Genomic DNA, 14,613 nt, shown 5'->3' with positions numbered 1-14,613 from the left:
CACCCCGGGCTGCGGGGCCGAAATGGGCGCGCCCGCGCCACGCCGGAGCGCTGTGAGCACGCCCCGGCAGGGTCGCGACCGTAGGATCAGAGCCCCGGATCCTTCCCCGTCCGGCCGCAGGAGGGTCGCTGTGAGCTCAGATCGGCACGTCCCCTCCTCGACCGACCCCATGACCGGTCGTCTCCTCGACGGCCGCTACCTCATGGGCTCGCGCATCGCGCGCGGCGGCATGGCGAGCGTCTACGAGGCCACCGACACCCGCCTCCAACGCACCGTCGCGGTCAAGATCATGCACCCGGGGATGGGCGACGACGAGGAGTTCGCGGCCCGCTTCGTGCGCGAGGCGAGGGCCGCAGCCCGGCTCTCCCACCCCAACGTGGTCGCCGTCTACGACCAGGGCGCCGATGACGGCACCGTCTTCCTCGCGATGGAGCTGGTGCCGGGCCACACCCTGCGCGACACCATCGCCAAGGAGAGCCCGATGTCGCCGGCCAAGGCGCTCGCGCTGCTGGAGCCGGTGCTCTCCGCGCTCGCCGCGGCGCACCGTGCCGGTCTGGTGCACCGCGACGTCAAGCCCGAGAACGTCCTGATCGCCGACGACGGTCGCATCAAGGTCGCCGACTTCGGTCTCGCCAAGGCCGTCAGCGCCGACACCCAGCACACCGCCACGTCGGGCGTGCTCATCGGCACCGTCTCCTACCTCGCCCCCGAGCTGGTCGTGGCCGGGTCCGCCGACGCGCGCGCCGACGTCTACGCCGCCGGGGTGGTCCTCTACGAGCTGCTCACCGGCGTGAAGCCCCACGAGGGCGAGACCCCGATCCAGGTCGCCTACAAGCACGTCCACCACGACGTGCCACCGCCCTCCGCGCTGGTGCCCGACCTGCCGCCGTACGTCGACGCGCTGGTCGCCCGCGCCACCTCCCGCGAGCCGGGCCTGCGCCCGGCCGACGCGTCGGTGCTCCTGCACCAGGTCCACCGCGTCAGCAACGCGCTCTCCCACGGCGTGCGCGACGACGCCGAGCTCACCGCCGACCTGTCGCCGCTGATGCTGGCGCGCGCCTGGGACGACGAGGACGCCGCCGCCGAGGGGCACGGCGACACCGCCCCGGAGATGTGGGACGAGGCCGAGATGACCGCGCTCATGGAGCGCTCCGGCCCCGAGCACACCGTCACCTACCCCGCGGCCAAGCCGCCGCCGGTCGGTCCTCCGGTCGGAGCCACCCGCACGCCGCGACCGCCGACGCCGCCACGCAGCCCGCGCGACCAGCGCCCCCAGCGCCCCCAGCGACCGGCACGTCCGCGCCGGTCCAGGCGGGGCCCGATCCTGCTCGTGCTGGCCCTGGTGCTGGCGCTGGCCGGCGGTGCGGGCGCCTACTGGTTCGGCTGGGCGCGCTACACCACCACGCCCGGCGTCATCGGCATGGCGCAGGTCGCGGCCGAGACCAGGCTGGACTCCGCGGGACTGGCCTACGACTACGCCGACCCCACCTACTCCGAGACCGTCGCCGCCGGACAGGTCATCGAGACCGACCCGAGCGCCGGCTCCCGGATCCTCGAGGACGGCACCGTCACGATGACGCTCAGCCTCGGCAAGGAGCGCTACGACGTCCCGAAGATGATGGGGCTGACCGAGGACGAGGCGCAGGACGCGCTGCTCGAGGTCAAGCTCGCCTACGACGAGACGGTCCTGAAGTTCTCCGAGACCGCGCCGGAGGGCACGGTGCTCCGCAGCATCCCCGCGTCCGGAACGACGCTGCGCCCCGGCGCCTCGGTCGACCTCGTCGTCAGCAAGGGCCGCCAGCCGATCAAGGTCGGCAGCTGGATCGGCGACGACATCGACGACGTGCGCGCGGCCCTGGAGGAGCGGGGGCTGGTGGCCGAGGTGACCTCGGAGGAGTTCGACGACAAGGTGCCAGAGGGCGGTGTCATCTCCCAGGACCCCCGTCGCGGCACGCTCTTCCGCGGTGACGCCGTGAGCCTCGTCGTCTCCAAGGGACCCGAGCTGATCGAGGTCCCCCAGGTGCGAGCCTCCCCCGTGCAGTCGGCGGTCGACGAGCTCGAGGCGCTGGGCTTCAAGGTCGACATCGTGCGCGGCAGCAGCTACATCGGGCTCGAGTTCGTCTTCAGCTCCGACCCGTCCGCGGGCGAGATGATCCCCATCGGCAGCACGATCACCCTCAACCTCGTGTGACAATTCCGCCCATGCTCATGGGGAGATGGCGGCTGCGTGCTGCCCGGTGGGGACTCGTCCTCGCCCTGGTCACGGCCGCGCTGACGGGCGCGCTCGGCACCGGCGCCGTCGTGCCCGCCGCCGAGAGCCGGTCCGGCGCCGCTCCCCGGGCCGGGTGGACCTCGTCGTCGGTCTTCGTCGAGGCCAACAGCACCGTGCGCGGGTCGGTCGCCGTGGCGCGCACCCGCGGCCGCGACGCCCTGCTCCGGGTGCGGCTCACGAATGCCCGCCTCACCGCGATCCCCCCGGGGTGCCGCCCCAGCGCGCTCGTGCAGCGCTACTCCTTCATCTCCGCCGACGGCCGCGAGCTGACCTGCCGGGTCAGCCCGCAGACGCGCCGGCGCACGCTGGGCTTCGCGGCCGTGGTCGACGGTGGCGTCGGCGAGCGGGTCCGGGCAAGCGTGTCGGTCGACGGCCGTCGTACGACGCTCCCCGCGAAGCGGGTGACCTTCGGCACCGCGCGTCCCGAGGTGGGCTTCCGCTTCCTCTCCAGCCCCGACTTCCTCAACGCCGACGTCGGCGACCTGGCCAAGGGTCCGGGCTTCTGGAAGCCCGGGCGCCGGGGCGCGACGGCCAACTCGACCAACCCCGCCTACGAGCAGGCGCTCGACACGATCCTCGACGACTGGCAGTCGCTCGGCGCCGACCAGGTGCTGGTCGCCGGCGACCTCGTCGAGGGCTGGTGGGGCACCCGCCAGGACCGGTCGGGCAACTTCGGCGCCGGCGACACCGAGGCCCAGCGCCGTGCGTCGTTGCGCCGGGCCGCCGCGACCTACTACCCGCAGTGGGTCGAGCGCTTCGCGCGCCGCGGCATGCTCGCCCACCTCGCGATGGGCGACCACGAGTTCGGCGACAACGACTGGGGGCCGGACAAGCGCCGCCTCGCACCGCTCTTCGAGCGCGAGTTCGCCTCACGTTTCACCCGGCTCGCCGACGGCACCCCCCGCTACCGGGACCGCCCCCGCGGGTCACGGCACGAGCTCACGGCCTACGCGTGGCGTCCCCAGCCCGAGGTGCAGATGGTGACGCTCAACGTCTTCGACATCACCGAGAAGCGCGCCCGGGTCCGCCTCGACCTCAAGCAGCTGCGCTGGCTCGAGGGAGTGCTCCGCGACGCCCGCCACGACGGCGTGCGGTGGATCGTGGTCCAGGGCCACACCCCGATCGTCGGGCCCGTGCGGCAGCGGGGCTCGAGCGGGCTGGTCTACGAAGGCGGCCGCAGCTCCGAGCTCTGGCAGCTCTTCCGGAAGTACGGCGTCGACCTCTACCTCTCCGGCGAGGTCCACGACGTGACCGCCATCCACCGCGACGGCGTCCTGCAGCTCTCCCACGGCGGGCTCTTCGCGTTCGGCCTCACCAACTACCTCGTCGCCGACGTCTACCAGGACCGGATGCGGCTCACCCTGCGCGACTACGACATCCGCTCCGCCGACGCGGCCGGCGGACGGCGGCTCTGGCAGTCCCGCCCCGACGGCATGCCGGCGCTGCTGCGCGTCTCCCCCACGCCGTTCACCATCGGCACCGCCGTCCTCGACGGCCGCGGACACCTGCTCGAGCGCAGCGGGATCATGCGGCCGTGGCAGGTGCGCGACTGAGACTGGTGGGGCTGGTGGGGTCCCGGCCGCGGCCGCTCCCCCAAGGTATGCAGGCGACACGCCACTCCCCACGGCGTAGACCCCGTGGGAGGTGGCGTGTCGTCGTGGGAAGTCGCGACCCGCTGACCGGTCGCCGCTCCACCGTGGGAGGTGCCGCTTCGTCGACATACCTTGGTGAAGCGGCCGCCAGCGCCCCCGGCACCCCCTCCCGACCGGCCCACCTCCCGACCGGGCACCCCGCTGCGGGCGATAGCGTCAGCGCCATGCGCAACCCGATCGGCACCCACGTCCTGGTCGGCAAGGGGCTCGTGGACGGGGCGCTGGCGAGCGCCGACGAGCTCGGCGCGGAGACGCTCCAGGTGTTCGTCGGCAACCCCCGCGGCTGGGCGCTGTCGCCCGGCAAGCCCGCGGAGGACACGCGGTTCCGCGAGGAGACGGCCCGGCGCGGGATGAGGACCTTCATCCACACGCCCTACCTGGTCAACCTCGGCTCCCCCACGGCCGCGACCTACGCCAACTCGGTCGCCCTGGTCGCGCACAACCTGCGCCGGGCCGCCGAGATCGGCGCGGAGGGCGTGGTCGTCCACACCGGCTCCTACGTCGACCCCGGCGGCAGCCCCGCGGAGCAGTCGGCGCGGCACCGCGCCGCGATGGCACAGGTCCGTGAGGGCCTGCTGCCGATCCTGGACACCATCTCCGACGAGGACGCGCCGTGGCTGCTGCTCGAGCCGACCGCCGGCCAGGGTCGGTCGCTGTGCGCCGGCGTGGAGGACCTCACCGGCTACCTCGACGCGCTCGACCACCATCCCAAGGCCGGGATCTGCCTCGACACCTGCCACGTCTTCGCTGCCGGCGCCCCGCTCGACGAGCCCGGCGGCGCGAGCGCCACCCTCGACCGGATCGTCGAGATCGGCGGCGCCGGCCGGCTCCGGCTGGTGCACGCCAACGACTCGATGGACGTGCGTGGCGCGTTCAAGGACCGCCACCAGCGCATCGGCGAGGGCCACATCGGCACCGGCGCCTTCGAGGAGCTCCTCGCCCATCCGGCCACCGAGGGCGTCCCGTTCGTCCTGGAGACCCCCGGGTCGCGCGACGCCGGCAACGCCGACATCCCGCTCCTCAAGGAGCTTCGCGATCGCACGCTGGCGCGTCGGTGACGACCACCCGTCGTACGACGCTGCTCGCCACGCTCGCCCTCCTGGCGATGACGGCCTGCTGGGGCTCGACGTTCTTCCTCATCAAGGACCTCCTCGACCGGGTGCCGACGCTGGACTTCCTCGCGGTGCGCTTCGCGATCGCCAGCGCCGTGATGCTCCTCGTCGCCCCCCGCGCGCTGTCCCGCCTGTCGGCGCAGTCGCGGCGTCACGCGATCGTGCTCGGCGTGCTCTACGGCGTCGCGCAGATCCTGCAGACCGCTGGCCTGGCGCACACGGCGGCGAGCGTGTCCGGCTTCATCACCGGGATGTACGTCGTGGCGACGCCGCTCTTCGCGGCCGTCCTGCTGGGGACCCGCATCACCGCCCTCACCTGGGGTGCCGTAGCGCTCGCTGCGGCCGGCCTCGGGGTGCTCACCCTCAACGGCTTCTCGATCGGCTACGGCGAGGCGATCACGCTGGTGGCGGCGATGCTCTACGCGCTGCACATCGTCGGGCTGGGCGCCTGGTCCGCGCCCGGGCAGGCACTCGGCATGTCGATCGTGCAGCTCATGGTCATCGCCGTCGTGTGCCTGCTCGCGACCGCGCCGGACGGGATCGTGCTGCCCCGCGAGCCGCGCGACTGGCTCTCGATCACCTACATGGCGGTCTTCGCCGGCGCCGCCGCCCTGGTCGGGCAGACCTGGGCCCAGTCGATCCTGCCGCCGACCCGCTGCGCGATCATCATGAGCATGGAGCCGGTCTTCGCGGCGTTCTTCGCGGTGCTGCTGGGGGGCGAGTCGATGACGATGCGGATGGTCCTCGGCGGGGTGATGGTGCTCGGCGCGATGCTGGTCGTCGAGGTCGGCCCCCGGCGCAAGATCGAGGGCGAGGTGCAGCATCTCGCGGTGTGAGCGACGTCTCGGCGCGGTCGGCCGGCGGGGCTAGAGTCGTCGTCGTGACGTCGTCGTACTTCTTCGGACACCTGCCGGGCTTGCCCGTGCGGGCCGTCTAGACGCGCCGCACACCATCCAACGCCCCGGCCACCGACCGGGGCGTTTCTGCGTGCCGGACCGGGTCGGGCACGCATCCAGAGAGAAGGAACTCCATGGTCGTCGTCATGTCACCGGACGCCACCGACGAGGACGTCGCGCACGTCGTCGAGAAGGTCGAGGCAGTCGGGGGCGAGGCCTTCGTCTCCAAGGGCGTGGTCCGGACCATCATCGGCCTGGTCGGCGACCTCGAGTCGTTCCACCACCTCAACCTGCGCACGCTGCGCGGTGTCGCCGACGTGCACCGGATCAGCGACCCCTACAAGCTCGTCAGCCGCCAGCACCACGCCGGTCGCTCGACCGTCTGGGTCGGGCAGCCCGGCGCCCAGGTGCCGATCGGCCCCGACACCTTCACCTTCATGGCCGGACCGTGCGCGGTCGAGACACCCGAGCAGACGCTCGAGGCGGCGCAGATGGCCAAGGCCGCCGGTGCCACGATCCTGCGGGGCGGCGCCTACAAGCCGCGCACCTCGCCGTACGCCTTCCAGGGGTTGGGAGTCGCCGGGCTCGAGATCCTCGCCGACGTGCGGGCCGCGACCGGCCTGCCCGTCGTCACCGAGGTCGTCGACGCACGCGACGTCCCGATCGTCGCCGAGCACGCCGACATGCTCCAGATCGGCACCCGCAACATGGCCAACTTCGGCCTGCTCCAGGCCGCGGGTGACGCGGGCAAGCCGGTGCTGCTCAAGCGCGGCATGACGGCCACCATCGAGGAGTGGCTGATGGCGGCGGAATACATCGCCCAGCGCGGCAACCTCGACGTGGTCCTGTGCGAGCGCGGCATCCGCACCTTCGAGCCCGCGACCCGCAACACCCTCGACATCTCGGCGGTGCCGGTGGTGCAGGCCACCAGCCACCTGCCGATCATCGTGGACCCCTCGCACGCGGCCGGCCGCAAGGACCTCGTGGTGCCGCTGTCGCGGGCCGCGATCGCCGTGGGCGCCGACGGGATCATCGTCGACGTGCACCCGGAGCCCGAGGTGGCGCTGTGCGACGGGCCCCAGGCGCTCCTGGGCAACGACCTGCGCGACCTCGCCACCGCGGTGCGCAAGCTGCCGCCGATCGTCGGCCGGGTCGACGCCGGCGAGCGGATCCGGACCGTCTGAGTCCCTCGGAGGTGTCGACGGGGAGCCGTCGACGGACCGCCAGCAAGGCCGAGTCGGCGCCATGTTGCACCCGTTTCTGCACCATCGCGCCGACTCGGGGTGGGTGTGAGGTTCGTCGGCAGCTCGGCCCGACGGGACGGCGCCCCACGCTGGGGCGCCCTCCCGGAGCCGGTGAGCTGCCCGGGCGAAGTGGCGGACAAGCACCAACGTGCCCGGCCGGCCGGGGATCCATGCACCCCCGGACCGCCCCTGCCTCGGCCGACCCGCCGCTAGGGTGACGGGCGTGGAGACGTGTGCCCAGTGCGGCCACCAGCTGGGGCTAGGTCGCTTCTGCATCAACTGCGGCCTGCCCGTGGACCGGTCGTGGGGCACCGACACCGCTGAGCGCCCAGCGGTGCTCGACCCGATGGGACTCGACCCGGCGGGGCCCACCGTCAGCGCGCCGCGGACGCCTCCTCCGGTGCTGGAGCCGCTGCAGCAACCGCGCTTTCCGCTCTACGCCGACCAGGTCGGTCACCCGGGCCCGCCGCCGAGCGGCCCTCCCCCGTTGCCGCTGCTGCTGCCTCCGCCGGGCGGGCACCACCGGGAACCTCGCCGACGACCCGCCTGGCTGCCGTGGGTGCTCGCGGCGCTGGCGCTGCTGCTGACCGCGGGGCTGGGCGGGATCCTGCTGCTCACCGGCGGCGACGAGGAGACAACCCGCGAACCGGTTGCCGTGGGCTCACCGTCGAGCACCCCCTCGAGCACCCCGTCGTCCAGCGACGCAACCAGCCCCTCGCCCACGCCCACGCCGAGCCCCAGCGAGACGCCGACCGACCCCGACCCGCCGCAGAACCTCGCCCGCTTCGCGACGGCGGCCGTGCCCGACACCGCGCCGCCCAACCAGGACGTCGACGGCAACCAGGTCCGCTACGAGGCGCGCAACATGCTCGACGACGTGCGCACGACGTGCTGGCGCACCCCCGGCGACGCGTCCGGACAGACGATCACGCTCACCCTCGACGGCCCCACCACGCTGAGTCGTGTGGGGCTGGTCAATGGCTACGCGAAGACCTCGGAGGCCGGCTCCAGCCGGCTCAACTGGTATCGCGGCAACCGCCGCGTCCTCGCCGTCGAGTGGACCTTCGACGACGGCACGACCGTGTCGCAGTCGCTCGTCGAGACCCGCACCATGCAGACCATCGACCTCGAGCCGGTGCTGACGAGCACCGTCACACTGCGTCTCGTCGGCGTCAGCTCCCCGGGCGCCGGCCCCTCGGCACGCGACTACACCGCGATCAGCGACCTGGCGCTCGTGGGCTCACCCGCCACCGAGTCCTAGTGCTCGACCACCTCTCCCCGCAGCGGCGCCGCTTCGTCGCGGTCCTGGCCGTGCTGGTCACGCTGGCGGTCACCGCCGTCGTCGTCTCCGCGCTCGTGCGCCGCAACGGTGGCCAGGTCGTGCCCGTCTCCCAGGCGGACCCCGGTCCTGTCCTGCTGGTGTCCGGCTACGGCGGCAGCACGGCGGGGCTCGACGTGCTGGCCGAGGCCGTGCGTCGCAGCGGCCGCACGGTGGTCGTCGTACCTCCCGTCGGAGGCGGCACGGGCGACCTCCGCGACCAGGCCGCCGCCCTCGACGACGCGGTGCGCACCGCACTCACCGACACGGCCGCGACGTCGGTGGACCTGGTCGGCTACTCGGCCGGCGGCGTCGTGGTCCGGCTCTGGGTCGCGGCGTACGACGGAGGGTCGCTCGCGCGTCGCGTCGTCACCCTCGCCTCCCCCCACCACGGCACCGACCTGGCCGCGCTCGCCGGCGACCTCGCGCCCGACGCGTGCCCGCAGGCCTGCCAGCAGCTGGCACCCGACAGCGACCTGCTCCGCGGGCTGAACGCCGACGACGAGACCCCGTCGGGCCCGCTGTGGGCGGCCCTGTGGACCTCCGACGACGCCACGGTGGTCCCGGCGAGCTCCGGGGAGCTCGCCGGCGCGGTGTCGTTCTCGGTGCAGTCGGTGTGCCCGGACGTCACCGTGGGGCACGCCGACGTGCCCCGGGACCCGACGATCATCGCCATGACGCTGCTCCAGCTCGGCCTCGCCGCCCCGGCCGTCCCCGGTCCCGAGGTCTGCGCGCGGTCCTGACGGGGTCCTCACGACGTCAGTCGTTGATGTCCTTGGTCGTGAAGTTGGCCCACCCGGCTCCCAGGAACACCACGACGTAGGCCAGCTGGAGCAGCAGCCCCCGCACCACGTCGCGCCACAGGATCGGGTCACGGAAGAGGTCGACGAAGGCCAGCCAGTAGCGCGTCGGGAGGTAGGCCTGCAGCCCGCTCGCCGCATCGAGGGTCAACAGGATGGTCGAGGCGATCAGCACCGCCAGGGTGCCGAGGGCGGCCCCGAGTGGTGACTCGTTGACGGTCGAGAGGAAGAGCGCGATCGCGGCCACGCCGAGCATGCAGACCATCGCGTAGCCCAGCGCGAGCGCCGTGCGCCCCACGAGCTCCGGGGTCGAGAGAGAGGTGCCCGAGATGCTGGTCGTGCCGACGGTCAGGTCCTGCTGGCCGAGCAGGGTGATGCCCACGACGTAGGCGGTGACCGCGACGACCAGGATCGTCAGCGCGACGAAGACCATGACGCTGACCAGCTTGGCGACCAGCAGCCGTGTGCGTCCGACGGGGCGGATCAGCATGTAGCGCAGCGTCCCCGCCTGCGCCTCCCCCGCGATCGACTCCCCAGCGGTGATCGCCACCGCGATCGGCAGGAAGAGCGGCAGCACGATGCCCAGGGCAGCCAGGGGGAAGAGGGTGCCGTCGGTCAGAACGGCCGACAGGAAGGCAGGGCCGGTGCCCGGGCGCGGGCCGAGGTCGGTCACGGCGAGCAGGACGGCGACCAGCGTGGGCAGCGCGTCGATGAGCAGGATCGTCACCCACGTCCGCCGGCTGTGGAGCAGCTTGCGGAGCTCGACGCGGATCATGGCGGGTCCCCCGCCGAGAATCGGTCCGAGCCGGTGCCGGTCGCTGCCAGCACCACCTCCTCGAGCGTGTGCCGCTCCAGCACGAGCGCGGACACGCGCACGCCCTCCAGCACGAGCCGCGCGTTGAGGGCGGCCGCGTCGTGCTCGCGCACGGCGAGACGCTCGCCGTCGCGCTCCTCGACCAGCCCCGGGAGAAGCGCGAGCGCACGCTCGACGTCGGGCGTGGTCACGATGACCCGCCCGGTCGGACGACGCAGCACCTCGACCTGCTCCTGCACGACCATCCGCCCGTGGGACAGCACACCCACCCGGGTGCACATCTGCTCGATCTCGGCCAGGAGGTGGCTGGACAGGAAGACCGTCGTGCCGTCCGCGTTGAGCGCGAGCAGCAGGTCGCGGATCTCGTGGATGCCCTGCGGGTCCAGGCCGTTGGTCGGCTCGTCGAGCACGAGCAGTCGGGGCCGGCGCAGCAGCGCGTTGGCGAGCCCGAGACGTTGTCGCATCCCCAGCGAGTAGGCGTGGACCGGTCGTCCGTCGACCCCGTCGAGACCGACACGCCCCAGTGCCTCGTCGACACGCGAGGCTCGCCCCGCCCGCCGGCTGCGCGGCACCATCGCGTCGAAGAGCGCGAGGTTGGCCCGTCCGGAGAGGTGGCCGTAGGCGGCCGGGCCCTCGACGAGCGCCCCGACCTGCGGCAGCACATGGCGCGCGTCCGTCGGCATCGGGCGCCCCAGCACCTCGGCGTCGCCCGCGGTGGCCAGCACCAGGCCCAGCAGCATCCGCACGGTCGTGGTCTTGCCCGACCCGTTGGCCCCCAGGAAGCCGTAGACGTCGCCCTCGCGGACGTCGAGGTCGAGGTCGTCGACCGCGAGGATCTGCCCGTAGCGCTTGGTCAGGCCGCGGGTGCGGATCATCGGTCGTCCTCGAGCACCACGGTGCCGCTGACCAGGTCGCGGGCCGCCGCGGCCAGGGTCTCCTCGGTCACGGTGCCGGCGACCAGCCAGCCGCCGTCGTCGCCCTGACCGGTCAGCAGGACACCGAGCGGGCCGACGCTCAGCACGGTCCCCTCCGGGACCAGCCGGCGCCCCAGGGTCGCGCCGAGCTGCTCGCGCAGCGGGCCACCCTCGCGGCCACGCAGCGGGATCGCGATCAGCCTCGTCGCCCCGCTGCCGTAGACACCGACGGCGCCATCGGTGGCCGCCGTGGCCTCGAGCCCGGCGATCGTGGTGGGTGGGCGGAACGGCGCGTACTGGTTGGCCGCGTCGGCGATGTCGAGCACGCCGTCGAAGGAGACGTCCGCTCCCGGCGGCGGGGTGAAGCCCGTGCGTCCTGCCTCGGGCTCGTCGGTGACGACCTCGCGGAACTGCGAGGTCAGGGCCGGGACGTCGTCGACGACGCCGTAGACCTCGACCAGCAGGGGGATGCCGGTCTCGCGGTCGGCCCAGACGTCGACCCGCCCGATGCTGGAGCGTGGGTCGGACGGCTCGAGCCGCAGGCCCAGCGTGTCGTGCCCCGCGACCGAGCGGGCGGGCCGCCGCTCCACGTCGGAGGCGACGGCGTCCTGCAGCAGCCGGGCGGCCAGGACCGGCGGCAGCAGGTCCGCGGTGCGTGGCAGCCGGATGTCGGGATCGACGCTGACCTCGGCCTCTCCCCGCTCATAGCTCCACTGCGTGGTCCGCCCCGCGTCGTGCACCAGGTCCGTCTCGCCCGAGACCAACAGCTTGTCGACCCGCCAGTCCTCGGCGCCGCGCCACCACACCCGCAGCCGGGTCTGCTCCCCCAGGAGTGCCCCGACGTCGGTGAAGCGGTCGGCGACCGGGAGGTCCAGCGAGCCCCGTGTCTCGACGTACCCCTCGTAGGGGGCGTCCCGGGCGTCGTCGATCCGCTCCAGCAACGCGGTGGCGGAGATCGCCTCGCCCTCGGTCGGCAGCGCCCGCACCACCAGGGGCGCGCCGATGACCGCGATCGCCAGGGCGGCGACGACGCACCACCGGGCGATTCGGGTCATACCGCAATCTACGCCCGGGGCCTGGGCGCACCGCGCGGGGACCCGGCGCTCAGACCAGTCGGGCGAGCACTCCGGCGGCGGCCTCGGCGGCGGCGCGGGTGACGCCGAGGTGGGTCACGAGGCGCACCGTGGTGGGGCCGACGGTGGCGACGCGGACGCCGGCGTCGGCGGCCCGGGCCACGAAGTCGGGCGCATCAGGACGGGGTACGACGACGATGTTGGTGTCCACCCCGTCGGGGTCGACCCCGCAGGCGGCCGCCAGCAACCGGGCGTGCGCGTGGTCGTCGGCCAGGCGCTCGACGTGGTGGTCGAGCGCGTGCAGCCCGGCCGCGGCCAGGATGCCCACCTGGCGCATCCCGCCGCCCATGCGCTTGCGCCAGATCCGGGCCTCCGCGACCGTGTCGCGGCTGCCGACCAGCAGCGACCCGACCGGCGCACCGAGCCCCTTGGACAGGCACACGGCCATGACGTCGGCGACGGCGCCGTACTCGCGAAGCGGTGTGCCGGTCGCGACGTGCGCGTTCCAGATGCGGGCGCCGTCCATGTGGATCGCGGCGCCGACACCGGTGGCGAAGTCACGCAGGTCGCGCAGGTCCGAGAGCGGCAGGACTGCGCCGCCGGCGAAGTTGTGGGTGTTCTCGACCGAGATGGCGGCCGTGGGCACGAAGAAGGGCCCCATGTCGGGGGCGAAGAGCGTCTGCACCATCGCCAGGTCGACCTGGCCGCGCGGGTGGTGCCAGGTGCGCATGGTGACGCCGCTGTAGGCACCGTGGGCGCCGAGCTCGGCGCGCGCGATGTGGGCGGCCGACTCGCAGAGGACCTCCTGGCCCGGCGCGACCAGGGAGCGTACGGCGAGCACGTTGGCCATCGAGCCGGTCGGCATGAACAGCGCCGCCTCGTGACCGAAGAGCCCGGCGACCCGTTCCTCGAGCTGCCCGACCGTCGGGTCCTCGCCGTAGACGTCGTCGCCGACCTCCGCGCGCGCCATCGCGGCCCGCATCGAATCGGTCGGACGCGTGACGGTGTCGCTGCGGAGGTCGATCATCGCGTCGGCCACGGTCAGGACTGGACGGGCTTCTCGCGGCGCAGCATCTCCGCCACGAGGAAGGCCAGCTCGAGCGACTGGACCCGGTTGAGGCGCGGGTCGCAGACCGACTCGTAGCGGTTGCCGAGGTCCATCTCCAGCAGCTCCTCGCTGCCGCCGACGCACTCGGTGACGTCGTCGCCGGTAAGCTCGACGTGCACGCCGCCGGGCCAGGTGCCCAACGCGTGGTGGACGTCGAAGAAGCCCTGGACCTCCTCGATCACGTCGCCGAAGGCCCGCGTCTTGTAGCCCGAGCTGGCCTCGAAGGTGTTGCCGTGCATCGGGTCGCACACCCATGCCACGTTGACGCCCTCGGCGGTGACCTTCTCGACCAGGGGCGGCAGGCCGTCGCGGATCTTGCCGGCACCGAAGCGGGTGATGAAGGTCAGGCGGCCCGGCTCGTTGTCGGGGTTGAGCTTGGAGGCGAGGGCGAGGGCGTCGTCGGCGCTGGTCGAGGGGCCGAGCTTGACGCCGATCGGGTTGCGGATGTGGCTGAGCAGCTCGACGTGGGCGTTGTCGAGCTGGCGGGTGCGCTCGCCGATCCACACGAAGTGGCCCGAGACGTCGTAGGGCTGCTGGGTGCGCGAGTCGATGCGGGTCATCGCGTGCTCGTACTCGAGCACGAGGGCCTCGTGGGAGGAGTGGAAGTCGACGCGGTGGAACTCGTCGGGGTCGGCGCCGATCGCGGCGAGGAACGCCATCGCCCGGTCGATCTCGTGGGCGACCTTCTCGTAGCGCTGACCGGCGGGCGAGTCGCGCACGAAGTCGGTGTTCCACGTGTGGACCTGGCGGAGGTCGGCGTAGCCACCGGTGGTGAAGGCCCGCACCAGGTTGAGGGTCGCGGCGGAGGCGTTGTAGACGTCGAGCAGCCGCGCCGGGTCGTGCACGCGCGACTCGGGGGTGAAGTCGTAGCCGTTGACGGCGTCGCCGCGGTAGGCCGGGAGCGTGACACCGTCACGGGTCTCGAGGTCGGAGCTGCGGGGCTTGGCGTACTGACCGGCCAGGCGACCGACCTTGACCACCGGGACGGACGCGGCGTAGGTCAGCACCACGGCCATCTGGAGCAGCACGCGCAGCTTGTTGCGCACGTTGTCGGCCGTCACGCCGGACAGCGTCTCGGCGCAGTCACCGCCCTGGAGCAGGAACGCCTCGCCGCGCGCCACGGCGGCAAGCTTGGTCTTGAGGTCGTCGCACTCCCCCGCGAAGACCAGCGGCGGCATGGTGCGCAGCCGGGCGACGGTCTCGTCGACGGCCGCCCGGTCGGCGTACGTCGGTTGCTGGGCCGGCCCGAGGGCGTGCAGGGCGGAGAGGTCGGGGACGTTGCTGCTCACCGGTCAAGCCTACGCGCGCGGGGTCGTCCACCTCGATTCGTCGGCAGCACGCGGACAGCGCCCCTGATGCACCCTGGCCGCCGAGTAAGCGCATTGTTGCGGCACGGGGTCGGCAGCCGCT

General features: G+C 73.2%; 12 protein-coding genes. 7 read left to right on the top strand and 5 right to left on the bottom strand.

Going from position 1 to position 14,613, the window contains the following annotated elements; all coding sequences use genetic code 11:
* Positions 1-169: 169 nt before the first annotated feature.
* The 7 genes from pknB to RMN98_RS17275 all read left to right on the top strand — a co-directional run bounded on the left by pknB (position 170) and on the right by RMN98_RS17275 (position 9,237).
* Positions 170-2,191 carry a Stk1 family PASTA domain-containing Ser/Thr kinase gene (gene pknB / locus RMN98_RS17305; protein ID WP_309650059.1) on the top strand — a complete coding sequence of 674 codons (2,022 nt, stop codon included), beginning with the start codon at positions 170-172 and terminating at the stop codon, positions 2,189-2,191.
* Between the two features lie 11 nt (positions 2,192-2,202).
* The gene (locus tag RMN98_RS17300; protein ID WP_309650058.1) at positions 2,203-3,825 is read left to right on the top strand and encodes a metallophosphoesterase; all 1,623 of its coding nucleotides are present in this window, start codon (positions 2,203-2,205) and stop codon (positions 3,823-3,825) included.
* 263 nt (positions 3,826-4,088) lie between these two features.
* Positions 4,089-4,982, top strand: coding sequence for a deoxyribonuclease IV (locus tag RMN98_RS17295; protein ID WP_309650057.1), 894 nt, complete (start codon positions 4,089-4,091; stop codon positions 4,980-4,982).
* Positions 4,979-5,872, top strand: coding sequence for a DMT family transporter (locus tag RMN98_RS17290; RefSeq protein ID WP_309650056.1), 894 nt, complete (start codon positions 4,979-4,981; stop codon positions 5,870-5,872). Before RMN98_RS17295 ends, RMN98_RS17290 begins: the two co-directional genes overlap by 4 nt.
* A gap of 194 nt (positions 5,873-6,066) precedes the next feature.
* A complete protein-coding gene (gene aroF, locus RMN98_RS17285) occupies positions 6,067-7,116 on the top strand; it encodes a 3-deoxy-7-phosphoheptulonate synthase (RefSeq protein WP_309650055.1) in 1,050 nt (349 codons plus the stop codon).
* A 283-nt stretch (positions 7,117-7,399) separates the two neighbouring features.
* A complete protein-coding gene (locus RMN98_RS17280; protein WP_309650054.1) occupies positions 7,400-8,437 on the top strand; it encodes an NADase-type glycan-binding domain-containing protein in 1,038 nt (345 codons plus the stop codon).
* A complete protein-coding gene (locus RMN98_RS17275) occupies positions 8,437-9,237 on the top strand; it encodes an alpha/beta fold hydrolase (RefSeq protein WP_309650053.1) in 801 nt (266 codons plus the stop codon). Before RMN98_RS17280 ends, RMN98_RS17275 begins: the two co-directional genes overlap by 1 nt.
* Positions 9,238-9,253: 16 nt before the next feature.
* Here the strand turns inward: RMN98_RS17275 and RMN98_RS17270 are convergent, their stop codons facing one another.
* Genes RMN98_RS17270 through RMN98_RS17250 form a run of 5 tightly spaced genes read right to left on the bottom strand, consistent with a single transcriptional unit; the run spans position 9,254 to position 14,492 of the window.
* A complete protein-coding gene (locus RMN98_RS17270; RefSeq protein WP_309650052.1) occupies positions 9,254-10,069 on the bottom strand; it encodes an ABC transporter permease in 816 nt (271 codons plus the stop codon).
* Positions 10,066-10,983: an ATP-binding cassette domain-containing protein gene (locus tag RMN98_RS17265; RefSeq protein WP_309650051.1), complete on the bottom strand. Its 918-nt coding sequence runs from the start codon at positions 10,981-10,983 to the stop codon at positions 10,066-10,068. Before RMN98_RS17265 ends, RMN98_RS17270 begins: the two co-directional genes overlap by 4 nt.
* Positions 10,980-12,077 (bottom strand): hypothetical protein, encoded by a 1,098-nt coding sequence (locus tag RMN98_RS17260; protein ID WP_309650050.1) that lies wholly within the window; start codon positions 12,075-12,077, stop codon positions 10,980-10,982. Before RMN98_RS17260 ends, RMN98_RS17265 begins: the two co-directional genes overlap by 4 nt.
* A 49-nt stretch (positions 12,078-12,126) precedes the next feature.
* A complete protein-coding gene (locus tag RMN98_RS17255; RefSeq protein WP_309650049.1) occupies positions 12,127-13,134 on the bottom strand; it encodes a GntG family PLP-dependent aldolase in 1,008 nt (335 codons plus the stop codon).
* Positions 13,135-13,136: 2 nt separating this feature from the next.
* The gene (locus RMN98_RS17250; RefSeq protein ID WP_309650048.1) at positions 13,137-14,492 is read right to left on the bottom strand and encodes a class II 3-deoxy-7-phosphoheptulonate synthase; all 1,356 of its coding nucleotides are present in this window, start codon (positions 14,490-14,492) and stop codon (positions 13,137-13,139) included.
* Positions 14,493-14,613: the final 121 nt, after the last annotated feature.

It is taken from the genome of Nocardioides sp. (genome assembly GCF_031397825.1).
Classification (GTDB): Bacteria; Actinomycetota; Actinomycetes; order Propionibacteriales; family Nocardioidaceae; genus Nocardioides.
Note: the sequence above shows the minus strand (reverse complement) of the source record. Positions and strands in the feature narration are given on the sequence as shown.

Bases quoted from the DNA above. Each gene is read 5' to 3' on its own strand.
- pknB (WP_309650059.1), top strand. From the start codon at position 170: ATGACCGGTCGTCTCCTCGACGGCCGCTACCTCATGGGCTCGCGCATC.
- RMN98_RS17300 (WP_309650058.1), top strand. From the start codon at position 2,203: ATGCTCATGGGGAGATGGCGGCTGCGTGCTGCCCGGTGGGGACTCGTC.
- RMN98_RS17295 (WP_309650057.1), top strand. From the start codon at position 4,089: ATGCGCAACCCGATCGGCACCCACGTCCTGGTCGGCAAGGGGCTCGTG.
- aroF (WP_309650055.1), top strand. From the start codon at position 6,067: ATGGTCGTCGTCATGTCACCGGACGCCACCGACGAGGACGTCGCGCAC.
- RMN98_RS17270 (WP_309650052.1), bottom strand. From the start codon at position 10,069: ATGATCCGCGTCGAGCTCCGCAAGCTGCTCCACAGCCGGCGGACGTGG.
- RMN98_RS17265 (WP_309650051.1), bottom strand. From the start codon at position 10,983: ATGATCCGCACCCGCGGCCTGACCAAGCGCTACGGGCAGATCCTCGCG.
- RMN98_RS17260 (WP_309650050.1), bottom strand. From the start codon at position 12,077: ATGACCCGAATCGCCCGGTGGTGCGTCGTCGCCGCCCTGGCGATCGCG.